Below are 25,450 nucleotides of genomic sequence, written 5' to 3' on the forward strand. Positions count from 1 at the left end.
AGCGAAAAAAAGGTAGATCTACAGACCCTTTTCATGTCTATCTCACCTGACGATTCAGGAGTTCAATTCGCTAACAATCTAAATTTCAACGAGGAATTCAACATATTTACCTATCGCAATTTCTACAACGGAGGCGGAGTAGCCCTTGGCGATATCAATAACGACGGGTTACTGGACATTTATCTTACGTCAAATCAGGGGGAAAATAAACTTTACCTAAATAAGGGTGATTTTAAATTTGAAGATATCACTTCCCCATCAGGCACTGCCGGAACGCGTGCATGGAGTACTGGTGTGGCTATGGCAGATGTAAATGGGGATGGCTTTTTGGATATTTATGTGTGTAATTCCGGAGATATTTCTGGTGATAACAAGCAAAATGAGCTATTCATCAATCAGGGAAATGGTACGTTTAATGAAGAAGCTGAAGCCTACGGATTAGCAGACAAGGGCTTCTCCACGCATGCTGTATTTTTCGATTATGACAAAGACGGAGATCTTGACACCTATTTGCTGAACAATAGTTATCAAGCAATCGGCAGCTTCAATAAAATGCAAAACGAGCGTCCAAAACGTGATTCAGTCGGTGGAGATAAATTATTCCGGAATGACAACGGGAAATTTGTGGACGTAAGTGAGGAAGCCGGAATCTATGGCTCCATCATTGGCTTTGGCCTTGGCATAACCATCGGGGATGTCAATCAGGATTCCTGGCCGGACATTTTCATTTCCAATGATTTCTTCGAAAAGGACTATCTATACATCAACAATCAAGATGGCACCTTCACCGAATCACTCGAGCAATCCATGCGTTCCATTTCTGCAGCTTCCATGGGTGCGGATATCGCTGATATTAATGGAGATGGACTTCTCGATATTTTCGTCACGGACATGCTTCCTGAGCCTCAGACTCGCCTGAAGCAAGTCACTACTTTTGAAAATTGGGACAAATTCATTTTCAATAAAAGTCACGGCTATCATTACCAATATTCCAGAAACATGCTTCATATCAACAATGGAGACGGCACTTTCAGTGAAATGGGAAGACTAGCCAATGTGGAAGCCACAGACTGGAGTTGGGGAGCTTTGATTTTCGACATGGACAATGATGGCAAGCGCGATTTGTTCATCGCCAATGGTATATATCAGGATATTACTGATTTGGATTACCTGAATTTCATCGATGATGATGCCACCAAGAGTAAGATAATCTCCCAACAAGGCGTAGACTATAAAGCTCTGATAGATCCTATCCCGATCAATCCAGTCTCAAATTATGCATACAGAAATCTGGGGGATTTAGCCTTTGAAAATGTGGCTGAAAGTTGGGGATTGGGCGAAGCCATGCATTCCAACGGAGCGGCATACGGAGACCTGAATAATGACGGAACACTGGATCTGATCGTCAACAATGTAAATAAGCAAGCATCCATTTTCAAAAATATAGGAAAAGAACTCCATCCAAATTTCCATTCCTTACAAATCAAACTGATCGGCAAAGACAAAAATACGCAGGCTGTAGGTGCTCAGATAAAAATTTATGCCGGTGATCAAACTTTCTATATTGAGCAAATGCCTAATCGGGGTTTTGAATCTTCGGTGGATCCAAAGCTTACGATCGGGCTGGGAGAAATAAAAACCCTGGATAAAATCAAAGTTCTATGGCCAGACGGAAGCTATTCAGAACTTGAAAATATTCCCGCAGACGAGCTTCTCACCCTCAAATGGAGCGATGCAGTCCCCCTTTCCGAAGGGCAGAATTTCTTCGATCAGCCAGAATTGCCTTTCTTTCATAAAGAGGACGCTCAGGAAATAGATTTTAAGCATGAAGAAAATTCCATGGTGGATTTCGACAGAGACCGTCTCACGTTTCACATGTTCTCAACCGAAGGTCCTGCATTTGCAAAAGGAGATGTAAATAGAGATGGAATTGACGACCTGTTCTTTGGCGGAGCCAAAGGATATCCAGGAAAATTGTATTTGGGATCTACGTCAGGAAATTACAATCTTTCAGGACAAGAAGCATTAAAAGGCGATAGTATCTCTGAAGATACCGATGCGCTATTTTTCGATGCTAATGGAGATGGTGCATTAGATTTAATAGTGGCATCAGGAGGAAATGAATCTGGACTTGGCGCGTCAGAACTTACTGATAGACTTTACCTTAATGATGGCAAGGGAAATTTCACAAAAAGTCAACAGCAGGGGTTTAATGCAAATCGAGTAAGTACCTCGTCTATTCAGATTTTAGATCTCAACTTAGACGGAGCTCCTGACTTATTTATAGGAGGTAGATTGGTTCCTTTTGTCTATGGTGCTCCTGCTAGCAGCAGTATTTGGATTAATGACGGCCAAGGGAAATTCACAGATCAAACTTCCGCTTTGGCTCCAGAACTAAAAGAAATTGGTATGATCACCGATGTCAAAGTAGTTGATTGGGATAATGATGGCAACGACGATCTGGTGTTGGTGGGCGAATGGCTGGCTCCAGTTTTCTTTAAAAATACCGGAGGTAAACTTCAAAAAATCGAAATGCCAGAACTTCAGAATCTGAAAGGTTGGTTCAGAACTTTGGAAGTCGCTGATTTGGATGGAAATGGCTTTCCCGATTTAATTTTGGGAAATAATGGACTAAACTCAAGATTCAAAGTTTCAGAAAATACGCCGGTGAAAATGTACCTTAATGACTTTGATCAGAACGGTTCCATAGAGCATATTTTCATTCGTCAGGAAGGTGAACTACAGGTGCCTTATACTTTAAAGCATGAACTGGAAAGGCAGATCCCATCTGTGAAAAAACGATACATGCGCTATAGCAATTACAATAATGAAATGCTTTCAGATATTTTTCCACAAGAGGTCTTGGACAAATCCATCATCAGCGAAGTCAATAATTTAACTTCTGGCGTGCTGATGAATGAAGGAAGCGGAAAATTCACCTGGAAACCTTTTTCCCGTATGGCGCAGCGTTCCTTTGTCTTTGCCGTGCAAACAGTGGATTTGAATGGAGACGGATATTTAGACTTGATCCTAGGTGGGAATCTATTTAATGCCAAACCAGAAGTGGGCAAATACGATGCGAGTTACGGTGAGGTGCTACTTGGCAAAGGAGACGGCACCTTCGACTACCGGCCAAACTCCAAGCATGGATTAAAATTGGATGGTGATATCAGGGCATTTTCCGACCTGGGACAAGGCAGGCTTTTGGTGGTGAAAAACAATGCTGCTGCAGAAATCTGGAAGTATTAAGATGCGTAGATTATCGGCTTTATTCCTGATTGGTGTTGGACTCCTTACTTCTTGTCAGGAGAAAAAGACCGAGACACTTTTTGAACTAATGGATAATCAGGAGATAGGTATTGATTTTGAAAACACTCTTGCCTCCACTGACTCGCTAAACATCCTCGAATACCTCTATTTCTACAACGGCGCTGGAGTAGCAGCTGGAGATATTAATAATGACGGTTTAGTGGATTTGTATTTCGCAGGAAATCAAGTCTCAAACAGACTTTATCTAAACAAAGGGAATTTCCAGTTTGAAGACATCACTGAATCTGCCGGAGTAGGCGGAGATGGAGGATGGTCTACAGGTGTCACCATGGCAGACGCAAATGGAGATGGTCTGCTGGATATTTACGTTTCCCAAATAGGTGATTACAAAGGGTTAAAGGGTAGGAACAAACTTTATATTAATCTTGGGGAAGGAAAGTTTGAGGAGAAAGCAGCTGAATACGGTATTGATTTCAAAGGATTTGGCACCCAAGCAGCTTTTTTAGATTACGATCGTGATGGAGATCTCGATCTCTATGTTTTGACTCATTCAGTAAAGTCACCTGAAGTTTTTGCGAAAGCAAGTCAAAGAGAAAATGCTGATTCCGGAGGGGATAAATTGTACAAAAATCTGGCTTCCGAAGGAAAAATTGGTTTCGAAGATGTCACAGAAAGTGCAGGCATATATTCCAGCATCTTAGGTTTTGGTCTGGGAGTTGGCGTAGAAGATGTCAATGGAGATGGCTGGCCGGATATTTACGTTTCCAATGATTTCACTGAAAATGACTACCTCTACCTCAATCAGCAAGATGGCACTTTCATAGAAGCTCTGGAAAGTCTGATTTCCAATACTTCCAGATATAGCATGGGAAATGATTTGGCAGATCTTAACGGAGATGGTCTTCCTGAGATTTTCACCACCGACATGCTACCGATAGATCCGGAAATATGGATGAAATCTGTAGGTGAAGACAAACAGGAAGTATATCAGATCAAGAAACAATATGGTTATGCTGATCAATACGTAAGAAATCATCTTCAATTAAATCAGGGAAAGGATGGCTTTAGCGAGGTAGCATTGTTTTCCAGAGTGTTTGCTTCCGACTGGAGCTGGTCGCCGTTGATTTTCGATATGGACAATGACGGTTTTCCGGATATTCATATTACAAACGGAATAGAAAAGCGTCCCAATGATCTTGATTTTATCCAGTATAGCCAGCAGAGTAATCCTGGCCTGGACAGGAACCAGGTAAGTCAAAAGCAAATCGAAATGCTTCCTACGGTTAAACTCCCCAATTTGAGTTTCCAAAATATGGGAGGATTGCGATTTAAGGATCAAGCCGAATCTTGGGGATTGGCTCAACCCAGTTATTCCAATGGATCAACTTACGCTGATCTCGATAATGACGGGGATTTGGATCTGATAGTAAATAATTTAAATCAGCCTGCATTCATCTATCAAAATCATTCTGAGAAATCAGGGAATTCATTTCTCAGGGTTAATCTACATGCCGAAGGAAAAAACCGATTCGGATTGGGAGCGAAAGTCGGAGTGCACTTCGGTGATAAGGATATTTATCAGCAGTATTCTGGAACTAGAGGATTCATGTCTGGAACTTCCTCTACACTTGTCTTTGGTTTAGGAAAGGTGGAAGCGATTGATTCCATTTCTGTCCGATGGGCAGATGGAAAACAGGAAATTTTTCATGAAAAGAAAACCAATCATACCTATAACCTAATTCAAGGTTCTGGAAATCACTTTTCAAACACTTTACATTCGCCTTCAACCTCTTTCAATCATCCACAAATCTTCTGGAAGCATGAAGAAAAAAACAAACTGGACGAAACCAAACGGGAGTATTTGATCCCAAAAAGTTTTGCCAGCATGGGTCCAGCATTGGCTGTGGGAGATGTCAATAACGATGGTTTGGATGATTTATATGTCGGAGGTGCCCAAGATCAGCCAGGGTCTTTATTTATTCAGCTTGCAAGTGGAGAATTCATAGAAAAGAAAAATGAAATATTCAACCAATTCTCAAAAGCGGAAGACATAGTAGCGCAGTTTTCTGACTTTAATGGCGATGGCAATCTGGACTTATATGTAGGAAGCGGAGGAAATGAGCATCCAAGTGGCGCATTGTTCAACTTTGACCGAGTCTTTTTTGGAAGCGGAAAAGGTGATTTTCAATTCATTCCTATGGCACTCCCGCATGATGGAGAAAACACTTCCTCCATCGCTATAAATGATATCGATGGAGATGGTGATCTGGATATTTTTGTGGGAAGTTCCGTGGTGAGCGGTGACTATGGGGCCAGTCCAAAGAGCTCTCTCCTAATCAACCGGGGCAATGGAATATTTCTGGACAAAACTCAAGAGTGGTTTGGGGCTGAAGCAGAGTTAGGGATGATCAATTCGGCCATTTGGGCTGACTTAAACGGTAATGGTAAAAGCGAATTAATCCTTACAGGAGATTGGCAAGGAATTCGCATTTTTGAAAATGCTGATGGCAAATCTCTTCAGGAAAAAGCATTCAAAGGGCTGGAATTTTCATCTGGCTGGATCCAAAGTCTAGTGGTTGCGGACATCAATCAAGACGGAAGAATGGATATTTTAACGGGAAACCTTGGTCTGAATTCCAAATTTAAAGCAACTGAAGAAAAACCAATTTGGCTATACCATGGGGATTTTGACAAAAACGGTCAGGCTGATCCCTTGATTTTTCATTCTACGGGAGATCGCTTGGTACCTTTTGCCACAAGAGACGATCTGATCAAGCAAATCCCAGGAATAAAGAAAAAACATAATTCATATCTGAGCTACTCTTCTATTACCAAACCGGAAGATTTATTCACTGCGGAAATTTTAGCTAATATTTCCAAAAAGCCGATTTACGAATTCCGATCTGGAGTTTATATCCAGGATGAGGATGGAAGTTTTGAATTTGTACCTTTCCCGGACGAAGCCCAACTCTCTCCTATTTTCTCAGTTTCCTGGGATGAAGAAAAGAGCACCGTTTTGCTTGGAGGAAATTTCTCTGGATTTCGGGTAGATCTAGGGATAAACATTACCTCAGCTTTCACATCGTTTCAGTGGGAAAATAATACTTGGATAAAGAAAGATTTACCAACTACCATCACACCAAAATCAGAAATTAGAAATATCAGAAAAATCATGGTAAACGGAACCTCTTTCGGTCTCGCAGCGAGTAATTCCGGACCCCTTTACTGGATCAAACTTGATTAAAATCTTTTGATACTTGCTTAATTTCCAATAGCTTTGGGGTCCAAATAGAAAGTTTCGAAATCAGCCACACTATGGCATTATACGGTTTCAGATACCAAAAGAAAAAAATTAACTCCCAAAATATGCGTACCTCCAAATTCCTGCTCTTCTCGGGAATACTTCTTATTGCAGTTTCTTGTTCTAAACCAGTTGACTACTCTCAGGCAATTACGGATGGTCAATATATCAGTGAAGCCCAGGAAAAAATCACACAAGTTATCATCCATGACATTTTTTCCCCGCCTGTAGCTGCTAGGATTTATACTTACGCTTCCCTTGCCGCTTATGAGGTGGCTGCGTCAGTCGATCCAAATTATGCTTCTCTTATGGGGCAATTAAATGGATCTGAGAAGGTTACATTTACGCCTTCCGATAAAGTGTACCCGCCATTAGCCTCTCTGGCAGCCTATTATTATGTAGGTACCGGTTTAATTTTTTCGGAAGAATTAATGAATGAACATAGAGATGCGACATTCGCAGCTTTGAAAGAAAAAGGTATTCCGGAAGATGTCTTTGAGGCATCTATTGCCTATGGCAAAGAAGTGGGAGATGTAATCAAGGCGTATTCATCTAAGGATAATTATCACCAGAGTAGATCTTTCCCGAAATTCACTGTGACAGGAGATGAAGGCACATGGCAACCTACGCCACCTGCTTACATGGAGGCTATCGAGCCACACTGGAGTAAAATCAGGACTTTTGTGATGGACTCAGCATCTCAATTCAAGCCACTTCCCCCTCCCCCATTTTCTACCGAAAAAGGAAGTGAGTTTTATAATGTTGCGCTGGAAGTATACAATTCAGATATCAATGCTACGCAAGAGCAAAAAGACATTGCGCTATTTTGGGATTGCAACCCTTACAAAATGAATGTGAAAGGCCATGTAATGTTTGCTGAGAAAAAAATCACTCCAGGTGGACACTGGATGAGTATAGCAGCAATTGCATCCAAGGCTGCAGGAAGAGACTGGAAGGGAACCGCCGAAGTGTTTGCCATGACAGGAATTTCTCTAAATGAGGCATTTATTTCCTGCTGGGATGAAAAATACCGAAGTAATCTAATCAGACCTGAGACTTATATTAATCAACACATAGATGAGCAGTGGGTGCCTCTTTTGCAAACACCCCCATTCCCTGAACATACCAGTGGACATAGCGTAGCCTCTGCAGCATCTGCTTACACATTGGCCCACCTTTTTGGTGATGAATTCCATCTTGTAGATAGTTCAGAAGTCGCTTATGGGCTTCCAGTGAGGGAATATGACTCTTTTTCCCAAGCTGCAGAAGAAGCTGCACTGAGCAGATTTTATGGAGGAATCCATTATCGACCAGCTATTGAATATGGTATCACAGAGGGTCGGGATTTGGCCGAATTTATCTGGACAAAAGTGGATACCAAACCTAAAAATGTTGCCAGCAAATAAACCTTAAAGCATCCGACAAAGCGGGTGCTTTTTTTGTACCCTACATATCAAATCGAGCATTATCCCGGATTAACATCTGGGATGATCATGGTGCATTTGAGATTCATATGGCTTAAAACGTAATTACAAACCTATGAATCTGACGTATGAATGAACTCATCGGCTCATCTGATGTTTTTATTCCGAGAGATATTATGTACCTTCTCTAATCACCTTTTTGAATTGGACCATTCCTTTTCTTGTTTTTAAACCTACTATTTTATGTCAAAAACCATTATCGTATCCAACCGCCTTCCAATTAGTTTAAGACACCGTAACGGTCGATTTGAATTTAAACCTAGTGCCGGAGGACTCGCTACAGGCCTCGGATCTATCTATAAAGAAGGAGAGAATATTTGGATCGGATGGCCTGGAAATACTGTCGACGATGCCGAGCAGCGAGCTGAAATTATTCTTGAACTCAATGAGCTGAAAATGGCTCCAGTCTTTCTTTCTAAGGAAGATGTGGAAGAATTCTACGAAGGATTCAGCAATGAAACATTGTGGCCTGCTTTCCATTATTTCACGCAATACATGGTCTATAATCCGGAACACTGGGAAGCTTATGTGCGGGTAAATCAGAAATTCTGTGATGCAATTTTGAAAAAAGCTGGACCAGATGACACGATATGGATACATGATTATCAATTGATGCTTCTTCCTCAGATGCTACGGGAAGTTCTTCCAAACGCCACTATTGCTTTTTTCCAGCATATCCCTTTTCCTTCTTACGAGATTATTCGAATGATCCCTTGGAGGAAAGAGTTGCTCACTGGAGTTTGCGGAGCCGATCTGATAGGCTTCCATACCTATGATGATATGCGCCACTTCCTCAGTGCAGTGGGAAGAATTACAGGATTGTCCAATGAAAGCGGATATATTCAGGCTGAAAACCGAATCATAAATGTCGATTCTTTCCCTATGGGAATTGATTATGACAAATTTGCAAAACAGGCCAAAAGTAAGAGGACCCTACGTTTTGTGGAAGAATTTGGCAAGCAGGTAGAAGATCAAAAGTTATTGTTAACCATTGATCGATTGGATTACTCCAAAGGAATCCCACAACGCATTCAGGCTTTTAATCAATTGCTTGAACAACACAAGGAACTTCACGGCAAAGTGTCCATGATCATGATCGTAGTTCCTAGCCGTGACAAAGTACAATCTTACAAAGAACTGAAAGAAGAAATTGACCTATTGGTAGGTCGGATCAACAGTGAATACTCAACCCTAAATTGGGTGCCTGTACATTATTTCTACCGCAGTTTCCCTTTTGAAGAACTTAGTGCATTTTACAATATGTCAGACATCGCGCTGGTAACTCCTCTGCGGGATGGTATGAACTTAGTCTGTAAGGAATTTGTGGCAAGCAAAACTGACCAGACTGGTGTCTTGATCCTTTCAGAAATGGCAGGAGCTTCCAAAGAACTTCAGGATGCAATTCTTGTAAACCCTAATGACAGGCAAGGTGTAGTGGATGCGATTTACAATGCGCTTTCGATGCCGGAAACCGAACAAGTCACTAGGATGAAAAGCATGCAGGAAAGTCTGAAGAAATACGATGTATTTCAATGGGTGAAGGTATTCATGGATCGCTTGGAGCACGTGAAGCAAAAGCAAGAAGAATTGACTTCAAAAGACGTGGATGCCAAAGTAATGAATGAGATACAGGCAAGCTTTAAAAATGCAAAGAATGCGGTATTATTCCTGGATTACGATGGAACATTGACCGGATTTCATTCCGATCCTCAAAAAGCAAATCCTGACGCCGAACTGAGGGCAATAGTCAAGGATTTAAGTGCATTAGCTCAAGTAGTGATTATTTCCGGAAGAGACAAAGACACACTTGGAGAATGGTTTGAAGGTCAAAATATCGATATGATTGCTGAGCATGGTGTGTGGGTGAAAAAGAAAGAGGACCAAGGAAATTGGGAACTCTATGCTGAGGTAGAAGACAGCTGGAAAGATGATATCCGAAAAGTGATGGAATATTATGTGCTTCGTACACCAGGAGCCTTTATTGAAGAGAAACATCATTCCTTGGTTTGGCATTATAGAAAGGTGGAGAGTGGTCTGGGAGATCTTCGAATGCGCGAACTATTCAGCCATCTAAAGTACATGGCAAGAGGTTACAACCTACAGGTTTTGGAAGGAAATATGGTTTTGGAGATCAAGCGGCCTGATATCAATAAAGGACGTGCAGCCACAGCAATGATGAAAGGAATGGAATATGATTTCATTCTGGCTATAGGAGATGACTGGACTGATGAAGACACTTTCAAAGCTATGCCAAAAAATGCTTATTCAATTCGCGTTGGCTATGCATATACCCAAGCCAATTACAACATCAAGTCCTTCCGTCAGGTAAGGCAATTACTCCAGAAGTTGACTTCTTAATTGAAAGATAGATATACTTTATACTATGTGGGAGGGCAAAGAATACTTGTTCCTCCCTATTTTTTTCTATCACTATGTATACAACTCTCCTTAGTCAACTTTACGTCCCTTATTCACCCATTTTGCCAAGAACGTATTAACTTTGCCCCCATGAACGAGCGATACATGCAGCGCGGAGTTTCCGCCTCCAAAGAAGATGTGCATCAGGCCATTTCAAAACTTGACAAAGGGCTTTATCCAAAGGCATTTTGTAAGATCGTGGAAGACACCCTTGGCAACGACCCTGAATACTGCAATATCATGCATGCTGACGGTGCTGGGACCAAATCTTCCTTGGCTTATTCCTACTGGAAAGAGACTGGTGATGTAAGTGTATGGAAAGGTATTGCGCAGGATGCCATCATCATGAACACGGATGATTTACTTTGCGTAGGTGCAATCAACAATATTCTCGTTTCCTCCACCATTGGTAGAAACAAAAACCTTGTTCCCGGCGAAGTCATCTCCGCAATCATCGAAGGCACAGAAGAAGTTCTTCAAATGCTTCGTGACAATGGAGTCAACGCAGTACTCACTGGCGGAGAAACTGCCGATGTGGGTGATTTAGTGCGCACGATCATCGTGGATAGCACAGTGACTTGTAGAATGCGCCGCGATGAAGTGATCTCCAATGATCAGATTCAAGGTGGCGATGTGATCGTAGGTTTGGCTTCCTTTGGTCAGGCAAAATACGAGACAGCATACAACGGTGGCATGGGAAGCAATGGCCTTACTTCTGCCCGTCATGATGTTTTCACCAAAGTTTTAAAGACAAAATACCCTGAAAGCTTTGACCCTTCTGTTCCGGAAGATCTGGTTTACTCTGGAAAATATAACCTAACAGATCCGGCTCCAGGAGCTCCTGTGAATATCGGTAAGTTGGTACTTTCTCCTACGAGAACTTACGCGCCAATCATGGTGGATGTGCTGAACTACATGAGACCAAGAATTCATGGCTTGGTTCACTGCAGCGGTGGAGCGCAGACCAAAGTCCTTCACTTTGTGGACGACGTACATGTGATCAAAGACAATCTTTTTGAAACTCCTCCCCTTTTCCAAATCATTCAGGAAGAAAGTGGTACAGACTGGAAAGAGATGTACAAAGTTTTCAACATGGGACATAGAATGGAAGTTTACCTTGTCGAGCGCTATGCCGAAGAGATTATCGACATCGCCGAATCTTATGGAGTAGAAGCTCAGATCATCGGTAGAGTTGAGCCGCATCAAGGCAAGAAAGTAACGATTACCAGCCCTCATGGTGTTTTTGAATATTGATTTCAATGAGTACTAAGAGCATCCTTATAAAAACAACAAAAGTCCTAAGCTGGACTTTTGTTGTTTTGGTGGTAATCGGCTTGATTATTTTGACCAAAGTGGATCGTTCTCCGATTGAGGACCAAGCCTTTTACAAAGAGACTTTGGAGAGCTTAGATCAGAGTACTTTTTCAAACTCCCAAGGAGAGACATGGATCGCAGGTTGGTCAAGTGTAAATATGACTCCCGCTGAACCAGCTGATCTGGTTGGCTATGCTCCTCGTGGAAAATATGAATTCGTTCAGGATAGCAGCTATGTCAAAGCATTGGCTCTTTCTAATGGAAATACGCAGATTGCCTGGCTTAATTATGAATTGCTGATCGTTCATCCTCATCTTGCTGAGCAACTTCAAAATGCCATAAGTGAAGCAAAACTGCCAATTGATCAGGTGATTTTCACAGCAACTCATACACATTCAGGAATGGGCGGATACATGCCTGGCCCGATGGGTGAACTGGCTTTTGGCGGATACGATCAAGGCATTGTGGATCTCATGGTCTCCAGAAGTCTTTCTGCTTTGCAAAATGCTATTGCCAGCCAAGACACTGTTTCAATTACCTACCGCAAGTCAGACGCAGGTGCACTTGTCGCCAATAGATTTGTGAAAGATGGCCCTACTGACCCTTTTGTACGCCAACTTATTTTCACCAAAATATCTGGTGAAAAAGCAACTTTCCTCACCTATTCGGCTCATGCTACTACACTGAGCACAAAGTTTATGAGCTTGTCTGGTGATTACCCATTTTACCTGACAAAGGATTTGGAAGCCGACGGTTTTGACTTTGCTATGTATGCTGCAGGAACGGTAGGAAGTCATAGACCTTTGAGGCCGGGAAACACACCTGAAATGGTCGAGCGATATGCCCATCAATTGGACTCTACACTGAATCTGGGGATGACTTATTTCGCAACTGTCAAAAATCATAGAATCAGAACAGGCTACTTACCAATTTCCTTGCGGGAACCGCATTTGAGAGTTTCGGACAATCTTCGCCTTCGCCCATGGCTATTCAATTACTTACTAGGCGAGACCAATGCTCATTTAGACATAACTCAGGTTGGTAACGTGCTAATGATTGCTTCCAGCGGAGAGCTTTCCGGAGTTTTCTATGAGAAGTGGGAAAAGCTGGCGCAAAGCAGAGGTTTGAATCTGATCATTACGACTTTCAACGGCGGATACATTGGCTACATTACTCCTGATGAACTCTATGACGAAAACTTCCATGAAGTCCGCGAGATGAACTGGTATGGCCCTGGCAACGGAAAGTACTTTGATGAGATGGTGATGGCTATTATTAAGAAGTCAAACCCTTAAAGGTCCTAAAAGTCCTCATATAGGTAGTTTTTATCCAGTTGGCTCAAAAATCCATAAGCTACTTTTGTCAAAACTTATTAGCCATGAGATTCTCCACCCTGAAAAGTATATACCAATGCAAGTGTCCTCGCTGCCACAAAGGGGATATGTTTTTGCGAGGTAAATTATTGAATCCAACCAAGTTTTCTGTGATGAATAAATCCTGCGCTCATTGCGGGCAGTCTTTTGAACCAGAACCTGGCTATTACTTCGGTGCTATGTTCGTTAGCTATGCGATCAACACTGCGCTATTTATTACTGCCTGGGTGGCTTTGACGATATTGAAACCAGACTATTCTCTGTCTCTTCTACTTTCTTTGCTGGGTGTAGCGGCCATAGTTTTTCTGCCATTCATCTACCGAATCAGCAGATCAATCTGGATTGCGATTTTTATTTCCTACCAAGGCGAAGACATCCCAAGTTCATCCTGATGGCTTCATCTCGCTGAAGTAAGTATATTTGGAATATCTTGAGTTTCGAAGATATTCCAACTATGGCCAGCAGTCCACTTCCTATATTTCATATTCCAGATTTCGGGCCTGACGCGATAGATTCTTCGCATTTCTATTATTCTGGACTGAAAAGTCACTTGGCCACACACCAATTTATCCAGAAGCCTCACAAGCATGATTTCTACATCATCGTAGTTTTCACTCAAGGGAGAGGAAGTCACACCATAGATTTCAAAACCTATCCAGTAGAGCCTGGATCCGTCTTTTTCCTAAGTCCTGGGCAGGTTCATTCCTGGGAGCTTTCTTCAGAAACGGAAGGACACATTTTGTTCTTCAGCACTGATTTTTACACCTCCACTTTCTCACGAAAAAGGCTAAACGATTATTCACTTTTCAACTCAATTGTGGAATTTCCTAAACTAAAAATCGATACACCCGAGACAAGTGAGGTTCTTTTCTTTTTTGAAAAAATTGATCAGGAAAATAAAAGCCCAAATTGGTCAACCAAGGACTTATTGAGAAACTATATTGATACACTTCTTATTTTATTGTATCGATATAAAGGCAGCAAAACTTCCTTTTCGCCCGAAGAAAAACTGGTTCACAATCAATTCCAGCAGCTGGAATTACTGATTGACAATCACTTTAAGAAACATAGAGAAGCGAGTTTTTACGCGGATCAGATGAGCCTCAGCATGAAACAACTCAATTCACTGTGCAAAAACACTGTTTCCAAAACCAGCTCCCAACTAATTCTGGACAGAGTTATTCTGGAAGCACAAAGACTTTTGACACACTCGGATTTGAACATTTCGGAAATAGCTTACGAGCTGGCATTTGAGGACTCGTCCTATTTCAGTCGCCTATTCAAAAAGAAAACGAACCTGACTCCTGAGCAATTCCGAAAACAACTCGATAACACAGGCTTATAATCTCCAAATCTGAGCTTTTACCCAGCCTTTCAGAAATTCCTTTTGAGAAATTTTAACCCAATTCTGACTTTGTAGTATTACCTCGTAATCTGGAATACTTGACCGCTTATGAGCCACCACTATCCTAAAAAAATTGATCATGCTTCGATTCAATACACGCTGAAAAGCGTTTTTCGGAGCAAAAAAATCAGCGAGGTAAATCCTGCCTTCCGGTTTAAGGCTTTTTTTAATTTCAACTAAAAGACTGAGAATCTCCTCATCCAGCATGGTGTCCAATACAAAATGAAGCCAGACTTCATCAAAATCGATTTCCTTTTCTGCCTGAAAATAACCCAGATGAAATGTCAATTGACTTTTGGATAGGTTTAGCTTAGCAAGTCGAAGCATAGCTCGGGATACTTCCCAGTATTCTCCTGCAAGCTGATTTTGGAAATTTCTGTAATCTAGACCATCTCCCCCACCGATAATAAGCACCTTCTTTTTAGATGGATTTTCCTTAAAATAATTTTTGGACTGCTTCAATTGATCCCCAAAAACCAGCTTGGTTAGGCGATTGTAAAATGGAGCAAGCAAACTATACCGATCTTTCACTAGTTTAAAGGAATGAACTAATACCCAAAATACCCTTTTTATGAAGAATCTATTCAAAACCATCGGCGGACTCCGTCAACTTTTATCCAGTGTAGATCTGGATCAAATTGCTAAAATTTCAGAAAAAGTAGATATCTCCAAGATGGTCGGTCTGGTGTCGCAGATGAGTGAAGAAGACCTATCAAAAATGATGGGGATGATGAAAGGCGGGAGTAAGCCTAAAGTTATCCCTTCCGTCAATGGTGATTTCTATGAGCTAGGCAAAACTCTTCCTCCTCATGAGCGGGAAATTCAACTCCAAGTGCGGGAGTTTATGGAACGGGAGATCAAACCCATCGCCAATGACTATTGGAATCGTGGAGAATTCCCCATGCAGATTATCCCTAAAATGGCTGAACTGGACATAGCTGGATTAACATATCAAGGCTATGGCTGCCCGGGACATTCAGCATTGCTGGAAGGCTTCGTGGCTATGGAAATGGCGAGAATAGACGCTTCAATTTCCACTTTTTTTGGAGTCCAAAGTGGACTCGCAATGGGTTCAATCTACCTCTGTGGTTCCGAAGAACAAAAGCAGGAATGGCTTCCTTCCATGCAAAAACTGGAGAAAATCGGTGCATTCGGCTTGACCGAGCCTGAAGTTGGGTCCGGAGTAGCAGGTGGCTTGACCACTACTTGTAAAAGAGAAGGTGATGCTTGGGTGCTGAATGGACAGAAAAAATGGATCGGAAATGCTACGTTCTCAGATATGACTGTGATCTGGGCGAGAGATCTGGACGATCAGCAGGTGAAAGGCTTTATAGTGCGAAAAGATAATCCAGGCTTTAAAGCAGAAAAGCTGGAAGACAAAATGGCGCTGAGAATAGTACAGAACGCGTTAATCACGCTGACGAATTGTGAAGTGCCGGAATCAGACAGATTGCAAGAAGCAAATTCTTTCCGCGACACTTCCAAAGTACTTCGCATGACTAGAGCTGGGGTAGCATGGCAAGCCGTGGGTTGTTCTAGAGGAGCGTATGAGTTGGCCTTGGCATACACCAATGAACGCAAGCAGTTTGGCCGTCCAATCGCTTCTTTCCAGCTCGTTCAGGATCTTTTGGTGACTATGCTTGGAGATTTGACCGCAATGCAGACCATGGTATTCAGACTATCGGAAATGCAGGACGATGACATTTTGAAAGACGAGCATGCATCCTTAGCCAAAGTTTTCTGTACCCTTCGCATGCGATCAATTGTGGATCATTCCCGTGAGCTTTTCGGAGGCAATGGAATTTTGCTCCGTCATGACATCGCGAGATTTGTGGCAGACGCGGAAGCAGTTTACAGCTATGAAGGAACCAAGGAAATCAATTCATTGATCGTAGGCCGAGCCATTACCGGGCATAGCGCATTTGTCTAAAGCAACAATAAAATCGCCGGAATCAGAAAGGCAACTTCCATTCGCATCCTGATTTGTTCAGGACTAGCTTCCGATTTGAAAAAGCTCAGATAGTGAACAAGCAACATAAACAATACTAAGCTCGGGAAGATCCTATAAAGAGAATTTACCAGTAGCAAACCAATCAATGCAACTAGCATTAATCCGATTGCAAGCTGGTGAATTCTCGGATTAAGTTTTTCCTGAGGAATAATTGTGGCTATAGAAGAAAAGCCTGACTGCTTATCGCTTTCCTTATCCAAACTGGAAAGCATAATGAGATTTAAATAAGCCAAGCCCATATATAAAATCGTCAGGCCAAAGGCCGTCCAAGTGTAATCTATTTCGGGTGCTTCATACCAAGGAAGCCAAGAAATCCCGATCACGTAGAAGATGGCTGAACTGAGTTCTTTCAGTCGAACTTGCTTTGCTGCCAATTTTCTCACAGCAAGCATTATCCCCAAAATCAGTATCCCAAGTCCTGCTCCGAACAACAATTCTTTCGAAAACCCGAAGAATTTGATCGCCCAATACAGGCCAATAAAGCCAACTAACCCAAGGATTGCCAGTAATGGTTTTTGGTAAATTAAATGAAAATGATGCCTATCCGCTGCATGACCTGCTGCCAATTTTCGTGCATCCATCAAATGGTCTGCTGTATAAATACACCATACCGCCATCCCTAATAAGGCATATTCCTGCCAATTCAACTCGACCCGCAGCGCTCGTTCAAAAAAAAGCATTCCGGCCATGGCACCTAGCACAACATCGATGGAAAGCCAAGTAAGTCGCTGATAGAATTTAAAGAGGAACTGCACGGCCTAAAGATAGCCTGAAAGGGCAAAAGTCCATAGTTGGTACTCGGATGCTCAGAGATATTATTTATTTTACGAATCAATTCTCAAACCCATTAACCAAAAATCATTTATTCCCCATGAAAAAACTTAACCTTCTTTTAATTACCATTTTTGCTTTCGCTACGGTTTCCTTTGCGCAAGCTCCTATCAAAATCGCCTGCGTAGGAAATAGCATCACCCAAGGTCCTGGAAGAGATAATCCAGATAGCTGGCCACTGCAGATGCAGGCCATTCTCGGAGATGCGTATGAAGTTGGAAATTTCGGTGTTTCTGGAAGGACATTGCTCCGCAAAGGAGACTACCCCTACTGGAATGAACCACAATTTCAGCAAGTGAAAGATTTCGGAGCAGACATCCTGATCATCATGTTGGGAACAAATGACTCCAAGCCTCAAAACTGGAAGTATGCTTCTGAATTCAGACAGGACTATTTGGATATGATTGCGGAATTTAAGAAAACCATGCCCGCAGATGGCAAAGTCTATGTGATCATGCCGGTGCCAGTAACCCGGGAGAATTTCGGAATCACTCCTGTGGTGATGAACAGCGAGCAACGCATGATGATTATTGATATTGCCTTAGACTCAGGCTCCGAGCTAATAGATCTTTATACGCCATTTATGGGTCATGAGGATTTGCTACCTGATGGCGTACATCCAAATACCGAAGGCTTGGCGATTATGGCGAAGGTGGTGGCAAGGGCGATACGATTGTAGGATGCTAGGTGTCGGATGTCCGATGTCCGGTGTGACAAACCCTCCAAGTTTTTAGAAATTTGGAGGGTTTTGTTATTTTAATCCAATAAGAAGGTCTTGAAAAATAATTTGTCTTCATTAGCAAAGTCCATATAAAAAATATTTAATCCTCTTTCGTTCACAAAACATCGATCTAAAAAGGCACCTGCATCACTTTGCCTTAATTCCATCTCTGCTTTTTTGTCAAATGAAGCAGCATCAAAAGCCATGACTACCATATTTCTAGGCTTGAATAAAGGATCATTTATAAACTCCATTCCGTAATTTGGATTTGGCTCTAAGGCAATTCGGTAGATCAATTTTCTGTACGGATCGTAGAGAACTGATCCAAATCGAAACTGCTCATTGAAATATACCAAATAAGCTGCTTCATTATTAGCAGAAGCAGAAATTGGCAAAATTTCGTTGTAATTATTTGGTGTAGCTTCGAATTCTTGGGTAAACTTAAATCCTCTATCCACCAAATATAAATTCTCATCCGCTTCATAGCTGATAATGAATTTGCCTTCTTCTTTATTGTAATCCGCATAAGCATTTGCATGAAGAGGGCCCCAAGCTTTATTTTTTAATTTTTCAGAAAACCCAAGCCTTTTGCTGATTGAATCATCTGCTAAATCATAAGAAACCAGAACGGTCCCTGAGTCAAAGTATTCTGATTGTCTAGCATTTTTGTCAGGTGAAGCTGTTAGATATACCACTCCATCCACTAGTGTGAGTAATCTATTATGAGAAAATACAAGCATAAATGTGTCTCCGCTAACAGGGATTCTAGTTTTAGCATCTACTTCAGCACCATCTTCCAAAAAATTCAATTCTGAGATTACTTTATAATCACTATTGACCAAATAGGTCTTATATAGATATCTTTTATTAAGAAAAATACTGTCCTCATTAATGATATTAAAATCATATATCCCTTGAAATGGAGTGGGGCCTTGGGAATTGTACGCGATTGTGTCGAACAATTCACCGCTTGCTAGGTCGTAAATTTTTATTTCATCCTTACCTCTAACATGGAAAGCAAAAGCTTCCTTTCCTTTCCAATTCTTAACGTACTGAACATAATCTTCAACTGGTGATGTAAATTGATCAAGATTGATTTGGTAGAATCCCACCTCTTTAAAAATCCTTTCTATATAGGAATCTTCTTTACTCTGGCAGGATAAAAGAGAAAGAAAAAGTAAAAAACAACTTAATAAAACAATTCTCTGGTACATATCTTTAGCCCTAAAATTTACATTCAATTAGGCGAAGGAATTATTGTCTTCCTATAATTAGTTTGAAATAATCCTTGTTTGCCCGATCAAATAAAGTTTATTTCTAAAATTTGGTAGGTGAATCACTCCGAATTCCATTTTAAATCGGCCTGTAAACAGCTTTCGTTGCGCCAATTGAAAGGTTAGGCAACTTCAAGGTCATGGATTTAATGATCTTAAAAAAGGCTCAGACATGCTTGGCTTTGGCCATCAAATATATTACACAAAAAAACCACAACCCTTGCGAGCTGTGGTTTTGGAAAGTAGGTCTATCGTTTATTACTTACCTCCAAGTGCATTAGCACCTGAGACAATTTCAAGTATTTCATTGGTAATTGCAGCCTGACGGGTTCTGTTGTACATCAATCTAAGCTCTTTCAGCAATTCACCAGCGTTATCAGTAGCTTTATCCATTGCTGTCATTCTAGCGCCATGCTCAGAGGCATTGCTTTCCAGAACAGCCTTATAGAATTGGATCTTTAAGGAAGTTGGAACCAACTCCTCGATTATATAAGCTCTTGATGGCTCTAGAATATAATCAGTTTCAGCAGTTTTTTCTTCAGCAGAATCATCCTTTGACATTGGAAGGAATTGTTCTACTACTACTTCCTGAGTTGCTACGTTTTTGAATTCGTTGAAAACTAATACAACTTGATCATATTCACCTGCAATAAACGCATTCATGGCAAATTCAGCCGCATTTCTTGCGTTATCAAAAGTTAGTTCGTGAAATAACTGGGAAAATTCAGAAACCAATTTGAAATCACGCTTTTTGAACGCTTCAAAAGCTTTTTTACCAATAGGTAAAATGGTGATGTCCTTATCAGCAAATTGTCTGGCTATAGCAAGATTTACTGCTTTGATAATGTTTGTATTGAAAGCGCCACACAATCCTTTGTCCGAAGTCACAGGAATGATCAATACATTTTTCACTTCTCTTTTTTCAGCAAATACGATATCTGCAGCTCCGTCTGAAGCAGCTGATACGTTATTCAGGATTTGGGTCAACTTCTGAGAGTATGGACGCATCTGGGTGATTTTGTCCTGCGCTCTTCTAAGTTTGGCGGCGGACACCATTTTCATGGCCTTTGTAATCTGCTGAGTAGAGACTACTGAGTTTATCCGTTCCTTTACTTCCTTAAGATTTGCCATCTTGGTTGCGTTGTGCTAGGGTATAAATGAACCGGAAGACTCACGACTTCCGGTATTCAAATCGATTATTTTGCGTATTTAGGTGCTAATTCTGTAGCTGCCTTAGAAAGAACTTTACCAGCTCCGTCCACATCACCTTTCAGGATCAGTTGAAGTGCTTCTGGATAAGAAGTATCCAATAGTGTGTAGAATTCTTTCTCAAATGCTCTAGCATTTTCAACAGGAACTGTATCCATCAAACCTTTTGTAGAAGCATAGATGATCGCTACCTGATGAGCTACAGATACTGGAGAGTATTGTGCTTGCTTCAGGATTTCCTGGTTTCTTCTACCTCTTTCGATCGTACGCTTGGTAGTTGCATCCAGATCAGAACCAAACTTAGAGAAAGCTTCCAATTCACGGAAAGCTGCCTGATCCAATTTCAAGGTACCGGCAATTTTCTTCATCGCTTTAATCTGTGCATTACCACCTACTCGGGATACAGAGATACCCACGTTGATCGCAGGACGGATACCAGAGTTGAAAAGGTTAGTCTCCAAGAAGATCTGACCATCGGTAATCGAGATAACGTTAGTCGGGATATATGCAGAAACGTCACCAGCTTGAGTTTCGATAATCGGAAGCGCAGTCAACGACCCACCACCTTTTACCAAATGCTTGATAGAATCCGGCAAATCGTTCATTTCCTGAGCGATTTTATCAGACTTGTTGATTTTCGCAGCTCTCTCAAGCAATCTTGAGTGAAGGTAGAATACGTCACCTGGATATGCTTCACGTCCCGGAGGTCTTCTCAATAGTAGAGAAACTTCACGGTAAGCTACTGCTTGCTTAGAAAGATCATCGTAAACAACCAAAGCAGGACGACCTGTATCTCTGAAAAACTCGCCAATCGATGCACCAGTGAATGGAGCAAAGAACTGCATAGGAGCTGGATCAGAAGCAGGAGCTGCTACTACAACTGTATATGGAAGTGCGCCACCTTTTTCAAGGGCTGCAACTACACCTGCAACGGTAGAAGCTTTCTGACCGATTGCAACGTAGATACAAAATACTGGCTCACCTTTATCGTAAAATTCTTTTTGGTTCAAGATAGCATCGATCACCACAGCTGTTTTACCAGTCTGACGATCACCAATTACCAATTCTCTTTGTCCTCTACCGATTGGAATCATCGCATCGATAGATTTGATACCTGTCTGAAGTGGCTCAGTAACTGGCTGACGGTAGATTACACCTGGCGCTTTACGTTCCAAAGGCATTTCATACAAGTCACCAGTGATAGGTCCTTTGCCGTCAATTGGGTTACCTAATGTATCCACAACTCGACCTAGCATTCCTTCACCTACTTGGATAGAAGCAATTCTTTTAGTTCTTTTTACGGTATCACCTTCTTTTACAGATTTGGAATCACCGAAAAGTACTGCTCCGACATTGTCTTCTTCCAGGTTCAGTACCATTGCTTTCAGACCATTGTCAAATTCCAGCAATTCACCAGACTGAGCCTTAGAAAGTCCATAGATACGAGCTACACCATCCCCCACTTGAAGGACTGTACCCACTTCTTCGAGTTCAGCTTCGGTCCTTGCACCAGAGAGTTGTTCTCTTAAAATTGCCGAAACTTCATCAGGTCTTACTTCTGCCATGATATATAGATTAATGCTTTTTTGTTAGATTTTACTTTCGTAATGATTTGTGATAAACTGAGTCTTTAACTGTCTCAGTTTGCTACTCAATGACTCGTCAAGCTGACGATCATTTACTTTCAAAATATATCCACCAATCAAGTCTGGATTTATTTTCTCCACCAATTGTACTGTCTGCTTTCCAGAAATCTCTTTCACTACTTCAGAAAACTCCCTGCGAAGGGTATCATCAAGAGGGAAAGTTGTGGTCACCTCAGCTACCTGAATTGACTTATGAAGATTGTACTGGTTTTCAAATTCCTTTGCTACGTCAAGAAGAATCTCTTCTCTATTCTTACGAGAAACTATCTCGAAGAATGTCATCGTAAGCGGATCTATACTTTTGGCGAAAAGTGCTTTAAGCACGTTCAATTTTTTATCAGAATTAACAATAGGATTATTAAGGACTATTGAAAATTCACGGTTGCTGTCTGCCAAAGCAGTCAGCCTTTTGAAATCTGTATGCACCTCCTCTAGTCTTCCTTTTTCCAAAGAAAGTTCCATGATTGACTTGGCATAGCGGGATGCTACTCTCTGGTTGGACATCGAGGTATTAGTTAAGCTTAAGTTCTTTGATGAATCCTTCTACCAATTCCTTTTGAGATTTGTTATCAGATAGATTTGCTCTCAAGAGCTTCTCAGTAACTTGAAGTGAAAGGGTAGCAACCTGAGATTTAACATCTGCCAAAGCAGCTTTTTTCTCAGTCTCAATGACAGCCTTTGCATTTTCGATCATCAAAGCACCAGCTTTTACAGCTTCAGCTTTTGCATCATCGATCATTTTCACAGAAGCGTCCTGAGCTTTCTTCAAAATAGTATCTCTTTCCAATCTGGCATCAGCAAGAAGTTTTTCATTCTCAGCTTTCAAATTTGCCATTTCATTTCTGGCAGTTTCTGCAGCTTTCAATGCATTGTTGATGCTACCTTCTCTTTCGTCCAAGGCTGCTAGCATAGGCTTCCATGCAAACTTGATTAGAATGAAGAGTAGGCCTAAAAAGCCAAATAATTGCCAGAAAATAAGACCGGTGCCTGGTGTGATTAAATCCATGGATATGTATTATTTCAGATTGTTCAATAGAATTAAGAAAAGGGAAAGGCCTAGCGCCAATCCCTTTTCAAAGTAAATTATGCGATACCCGCGATGTTTAGCGCGATCAACAAACAGATTACCGCTGCGAACAGGGAAACCACCTCGATCAAGGCTGCAATAATCAACATTGCACCCTGGATTTTACCAGCAGCTTCTGGCTGACGAGCAATAGCTTCCATTGCCTGTCCACCAATACGACCGATACCAAGGCCTGCGCCAATCGCAACAATACCTGCACCGATACCAGCTCCCATTAGAGCGTAACCAGCAGTCAACAAGATAATAGTTAACATAAACTTAGATTTATAAATTGAACAAAGAAATTACTATAATTAATGATCCTCATGAGCGTGCTCAGCTACCGCCGAACCGATGTACATCGCTGAGAACAACGTGAATACATAAGCTTGAATAGTAGCCACTAATAACTCAATAAGATTTATAAAGGTAACCATCAGCGTACTTGCCACACCGATAGTATATGATTCGAAGATAAAAGCTAAAGCTATAAAGCCAAGGATTACAATGTGTCCTGCTGTGATCGCTACAAAAAGTCGAACCATCAAAGCGAAAGGTTTGGTAAACAAACCGATAATTTCCACTGGCACGATAATCAACAGCATCAAAGGCGGTACACCCGGCGTCTTAAATACGTGCTTCCAGTAATCCTTATTACCATTCACATTAGTAATAATGAATGTCAACACTGCCAAAACCAAAGTCACCGCAATGTTTCCCGTCATGTTGGCTGCACCTGGAATAAGTCCAAGCAAGTTACCAAACCAAACAAACAAGAATAGTGTAATCAGATAGGGGACAAAACGCTTGTATTGCGGCCCAATTGCTTCTTTTGCGATATCATCTCTTACAAAAATAACAATCGGCTCGATGATAGCAGCGGCGCCTCTTGGAGCGACAGCACCGTTCTTCTTATAGAATGAAGCTGCAGAAAGAGCTAACCAAGCAACAACAATCAGCACGATAAACAGCATTACCACATTTTTTGTGATGGAGAACTCTACAAAGCTCGCATGATCTACTCTTCCCAAATGATCGTGCTCATCAATGTAATACCCTTCGTGTGCATATTCCTCACCGAACTGATGGGTCTCATGGTTTTGAAAATCCGTTGATGTAAAAAACTCTAATCCACGGTCACCAGAATAAACTATTACAGGAAGAGGAAGCGTTACATGAGTATGTCCCAAAGTAACCAAATGCCATTCATGCGAATCCTTCACGTGATGCATGATGAAGCTAGTCTTATCTTCTTCTTGCCCCGCGGCAAAAGTGTTGCTATTAAAAACCAGCAGAAATGCAGAAATTAAAAGACTTAGGGCCAGTATTTTACGCTTCATTAACTCTTTTTTTTGAGGGCTACTTTGAAATCGGCCGCAAGTTAGACAGAAAGGCGTAGATATCAAAAACTAAGTAGAACAAAAAAACTACGAAGAAATCCGCAATAAACAGAATAACATTCTGCATTCCGGGCCAAACGGCAAATCCAATAAATACTATTGTCGCTATAAATCTCAGAATCATCGCTAAAACCATAATATTAAAGAAATTTTCAGCAAATGATTTCAGCAAAAACGCGTTTAATAAGCTGATCAAAAAAGAGAGAATTGCCATAAAAAAATAAATACTCCAGATTTTTTCATGTACTATATCCGGCAGTAAAACACAAAATAAACCGATCAACCCTGCAACTGCAGCTGATAATAGGACAAATTGAACGTGCATGTTTTTAGGCAAGCGCATAGTTTGGGACATTTGCCCGCAAAATTACTTCAATTTTTTAAACTTATTTATTATCCTGCTTCATAGACATCCAAAGCTGATAGAAAGCAATCACAACAGACAAAAAACAAAATAATAATAGCCATAGCGGGAACTTCATTTCGCTACGTTGCTGAAGCCACCATCCAAACCAAGTGCCGGCTCCTATTATTCCAAATAACTGGAAAGACAGACCAATGTATTTTACATAAACCGGGGTACTTTTTGATTTTGTATCTTTGGGTGCTTGACTCATGGCAGTTTGTTATGTGTTTCACGTTTATTTACAAACGTGTTGGATTTAGTTAATATACTCTATTAATACCTTGCAAATAATAGACCATCGAATTCGTTCACTAAGTAAAC

At 41.3% G+C, this 25,450-nt stretch carries 21 protein-coding genes; 10 read left to right on the plus strand and 11 right to left on the minus strand.

Annotated elements, in window-relative coordinates; all coding sequences use genetic code 11:
- Positions 1-33: 33 nt before the first annotated feature.
- From AACZ73_RS00500 to AACZ73_RS00535, 8 genes are all read left to right on the plus strand, one after another.
- Positions 34-3,249 carry a VCBS repeat-containing protein gene (locus AACZ73_RS00500; protein WP_339874456.1) on the plus strand — a complete coding sequence of 1,072 codons (3,216 nt, stop codon included), beginning with the start codon at positions 34-36 and terminating at the stop codon, positions 3,247-3,249.
- Positions 3,221-6,514, plus strand: a complete 3,294-nt coding sequence (locus AACZ73_RS00505; RefSeq protein ID WP_339874458.1) for a VCBS repeat-containing protein — start codon at positions 3,221-3,223, stop codon at positions 6,512-6,514. Before AACZ73_RS00500 ends, AACZ73_RS00505 begins: the two co-directional genes overlap by 29 nt.
- 122 nt (positions 6,515-6,636) lie before the next feature.
- Positions 6,637-7,977: a vanadium-dependent haloperoxidase gene (locus tag AACZ73_RS00510; RefSeq protein WP_339874459.1), complete on the plus strand. Its 1,341-nt coding sequence runs from the start codon at positions 6,637-6,639 to the stop codon at positions 7,975-7,977.
- Positions 7,978-8,238: 261 nt separating this feature from the next.
- Positions 8,239-10,413, plus strand: coding sequence for a bifunctional alpha,alpha-trehalose-phosphate synthase (UDP-forming)/trehalose-phosphatase (locus AACZ73_RS00515; protein WP_339874461.1), 2,175 nt, complete (start codon positions 8,239-8,241; stop codon positions 10,411-10,413).
- Positions 10,414-10,563: 150 nt separating this feature from the next.
- Entirely contained in the window at positions 10,564-11,727 is a 1,164-nt protein-coding gene (locus AACZ73_RS00520) for an AIR synthase related protein (protein ID WP_339874463.1), read from the plus strand.
- A 5-nt stretch (positions 11,728-11,732) separates the two neighbouring features.
- Positions 11,733-13,082, plus strand: coding sequence for an alkaline ceramidase (locus tag AACZ73_RS00525; protein ID WP_339874465.1), 1,350 nt, complete (start codon positions 11,733-11,735; stop codon positions 13,080-13,082).
- A gap of 191 nt (positions 13,083-13,273) precedes the next feature.
- Positions 13,274-13,552, plus strand: coding sequence for a DUF983 domain-containing protein (locus tag AACZ73_RS00530; protein ID WP_339874467.1), 279 nt, complete (start codon positions 13,274-13,276; stop codon positions 13,550-13,552).
- A 62-nt stretch (positions 13,553-13,614) separates the two neighbouring features.
- Positions 13,615-14,505, plus strand: a complete 891-nt coding sequence (locus AACZ73_RS00535; protein ID WP_339874468.1) for a helix-turn-helix domain-containing protein — start codon at positions 13,615-13,617, stop codon at positions 14,503-14,505.
- Here AACZ73_RS00535 and AACZ73_RS00540 read toward each other — a convergent pair.
- Positions 14,500-15,096, minus strand: coding sequence for a class I SAM-dependent methyltransferase (locus AACZ73_RS00540; protein ID WP_339874469.1), 597 nt, complete (start codon positions 15,094-15,096; stop codon positions 14,500-14,502). The two genes, AACZ73_RS00535 and AACZ73_RS00540, sit on opposite strands and share 6 nt — an antisense overlap.
- Before the next feature lie 40 nt (positions 15,097-15,136).
- Here AACZ73_RS00540 and AACZ73_RS00545 point away from each other — a divergent pair, with 40 nt between their 5' ends.
- Positions 15,137-16,495, plus strand: a complete 1,359-nt coding sequence (locus AACZ73_RS00545; protein ID WP_339874470.1) for an acyl-CoA dehydrogenase family protein — start codon at positions 15,137-15,139, stop codon at positions 16,493-16,495.
- Here AACZ73_RS00545 and AACZ73_RS00550 read toward each other — a convergent pair.
- On the minus strand, positions 16,492-17,331 hold the full coding sequence (locus tag AACZ73_RS00550) for a hypothetical protein (protein ID WP_339874472.1): 840 nt from the start codon (positions 17,329-17,331) through the stop codon (positions 16,492-16,494). The two genes, AACZ73_RS00545 and AACZ73_RS00550, sit on opposite strands and share 4 nt — an antisense overlap.
- A gap of 116 nt (positions 17,332-17,447) precedes the next feature.
- Between AACZ73_RS00550 and AACZ73_RS00555 the strand changes: the two genes are divergently transcribed.
- Entirely contained in the window at positions 17,448-18,086 is a 639-nt protein-coding gene (locus AACZ73_RS00555; protein WP_339874474.1) for a GDSL-type esterase/lipase family protein, read from the plus strand.
- Between the two features lie 77 nt (positions 18,087-18,163).
- Here the strand turns inward: AACZ73_RS00555 and AACZ73_RS00560 are convergent, their stop codons facing one another.
- The 9 genes from AACZ73_RS00560 to AACZ73_RS00600 form a co-directional block, all read right to left on the minus strand.
- A complete protein-coding gene (locus AACZ73_RS00560) occupies positions 18,164-19,342 on the minus strand; it encodes a DUF4221 family protein (protein WP_339874476.1) in 1,179 nt (392 codons plus the stop codon).
- 318 nt (positions 19,343-19,660) lie between these two features.
- The gene (gene atpG, locus AACZ73_RS00565; protein ID WP_339874478.1) at positions 19,661-20,533 is read right to left on the minus strand and encodes an ATP synthase F1 subunit gamma; all 873 of its coding nucleotides are present in this window, start codon (positions 20,531-20,533) and stop codon (positions 19,661-19,663) included.
- 65 nt (positions 20,534-20,598) lie between these two features.
- Complete coding sequence (gene atpA / locus AACZ73_RS00570; protein WP_339874480.1) at positions 20,599-22,176, minus strand: F0F1 ATP synthase subunit alpha; 1,578 nt, start codon at positions 22,174-22,176, stop codon at positions 20,599-20,601.
- A 24-nt stretch (positions 22,177-22,200) separates the two neighbouring features.
- Entirely contained in the window at positions 22,201-22,761 is a 561-nt protein-coding gene (atpH, locus tag AACZ73_RS00575; RefSeq protein WP_339874482.1) for an ATP synthase F1 subunit delta, read from the minus strand.
- Between the two features lie 7 nt (positions 22,762-22,768).
- A complete protein-coding gene (locus AACZ73_RS00580; protein WP_339874483.1) occupies positions 22,769-23,263 on the minus strand; it encodes a F0F1 ATP synthase subunit B in 495 nt (164 codons plus the stop codon).
- Between the two features lie 77 nt (positions 23,264-23,340).
- Positions 23,341-23,598 (minus strand): ATP synthase F0 subunit C, encoded by a 258-nt coding sequence (atpE, locus tag AACZ73_RS00585; protein WP_075349084.1) that lies wholly within the window; start codon positions 23,596-23,598, stop codon positions 23,341-23,343.
- A 39-nt stretch (positions 23,599-23,637) separates the two neighbouring features.
- Positions 23,638-24,663: a F0F1 ATP synthase subunit A gene (gene atpB / locus AACZ73_RS00590; RefSeq protein ID WP_339874485.1), complete on the minus strand. Its 1,026-nt coding sequence runs from the start codon at positions 24,661-24,663 to the stop codon at positions 23,638-23,640.
- Positions 24,664-24,682: 19 nt separating this feature from the next.
- Positions 24,683-25,060 (minus strand): hypothetical protein, encoded by a 378-nt coding sequence (locus AACZ73_RS00595; RefSeq protein WP_339874487.1) that lies wholly within the window; start codon positions 25,058-25,060, stop codon positions 24,683-24,685.
- 49 nt (positions 25,061-25,109) lie between these two features.
- A complete protein-coding gene (locus AACZ73_RS00600) occupies positions 25,110-25,340 on the minus strand; it encodes an AtpZ/AtpI family protein (RefSeq protein WP_339874488.1) in 231 nt (76 codons plus the stop codon).
- Positions 25,341-25,450 lie beyond the last annotated feature (110 nt).

Origin of the sequence: uncultured Algoriphagus sp. (assembly GCF_963974835.1) — a bacterium.
GTDB lineage: Bacteria > Bacteroidota > Bacteroidia > Cytophagales > Cyclobacteriaceae > Algoriphagus.

Excerpts from the sequence above, each read along its gene's own strand:
- AACZ73_RS00505 (WP_339874458.1), top strand. The coding sequence starts at position 3,221 with ATGCTGCTGCAGAAATCTGGAAGTATTAAGATGCGTAGATTATCGGCT.
- atpH (WP_339874482.1), bottom strand. The coding sequence starts at position 22,761 with ATGTCCAACCAGAGAGTAGCATCCCGCTATGCCAAGTCAATCATGGAA.
- atpB (WP_339874485.1), bottom strand. The coding sequence starts at position 24,663 with ATGAAGCGTAAAATACTGGCCCTAAGTCTTTTAATTTCTGCATTTCTG.
- AACZ73_RS00525 (WP_339874465.1), top strand. The coding sequence starts at position 11,733 with ATGAGTACTAAGAGCATCCTTATAAAAACAACAAAAGTCCTAAGCTGG.
- atpE (WP_075349084.1), bottom strand. The coding sequence starts at position 23,598 with ATGTTAACTATTATCTTGTTGACTGCTGGTTACGCTCTAATGGGAGCT.
- AACZ73_RS00535 (WP_339874468.1), top strand. The coding sequence starts at position 13,615 with ATGGCCAGCAGTCCACTTCCTATATTTCATATTCCAGATTTCGGGCCT.
- AACZ73_RS00515 (WP_339874461.1), top strand. The coding sequence starts at position 8,239 with ATGTCAAAAACCATTATCGTATCCAACCGCCTTCCAATTAGTTTAAGA.
- AACZ73_RS00530 (WP_339874467.1), top strand. The coding sequence starts at position 13,274 with ATGAATAAATCCTGCGCTCATTGCGGGCAGTCTTTTGAACCAGAACCT.
- AACZ73_RS00560 (WP_339874476.1), bottom strand. The coding sequence starts at position 19,342 with ATGTACCAGAGAATTGTTTTATTAAGTTGTTTTTTACTTTTTCTTTCT.
- atpA (WP_339874480.1), bottom strand. The coding sequence starts at position 22,176 with ATGGCAGAAGTAAGACCTGATGAAGTTTCGGCAATTTTAAGAGAACAA.
- atpG (WP_339874478.1), bottom strand. The coding sequence starts at position 20,533 with ATGGCAAATCTTAAGGAAGTAAAGGAACGGATAAACTCAGTAGTCTCT.
- AACZ73_RS00520 (WP_339874463.1), top strand. The coding sequence starts at position 10,564 with ATGAACGAGCGATACATGCAGCGCGGAGTTTCCGCCTCCAAAGAAGAT.
- AACZ73_RS00600 (WP_339874488.1), bottom strand. The coding sequence starts at position 25,340 with ATGAGTCAAGCACCCAAAGATACAAAATCAAAAAGTACCCCGGTTTAT.
- AACZ73_RS00580 (WP_339874483.1), bottom strand. The coding sequence starts at position 23,263 with ATGGATTTAATCACACCAGGCACCGGTCTTATTTTCTGGCAATTATTT.
- AACZ73_RS00555 (WP_339874474.1), top strand. The coding sequence starts at position 17,448 with ATGAAAAAACTTAACCTTCTTTTAATTACCATTTTTGCTTTCGCTACG.
- AACZ73_RS00545 (WP_339874470.1), top strand. The coding sequence starts at position 15,137 with ATGAAGAATCTATTCAAAACCATCGGCGGACTCCGTCAACTTTTATCC.
- AACZ73_RS00500 (WP_339874456.1), top strand. The coding sequence starts at position 34 with ATGTCTATCTCACCTGACGATTCAGGAGTTCAATTCGCTAACAATCTA.
- AACZ73_RS00510 (WP_339874459.1), top strand. The coding sequence starts at position 6,637 with ATGCGTACCTCCAAATTCCTGCTCTTCTCGGGAATACTTCTTATTGCA.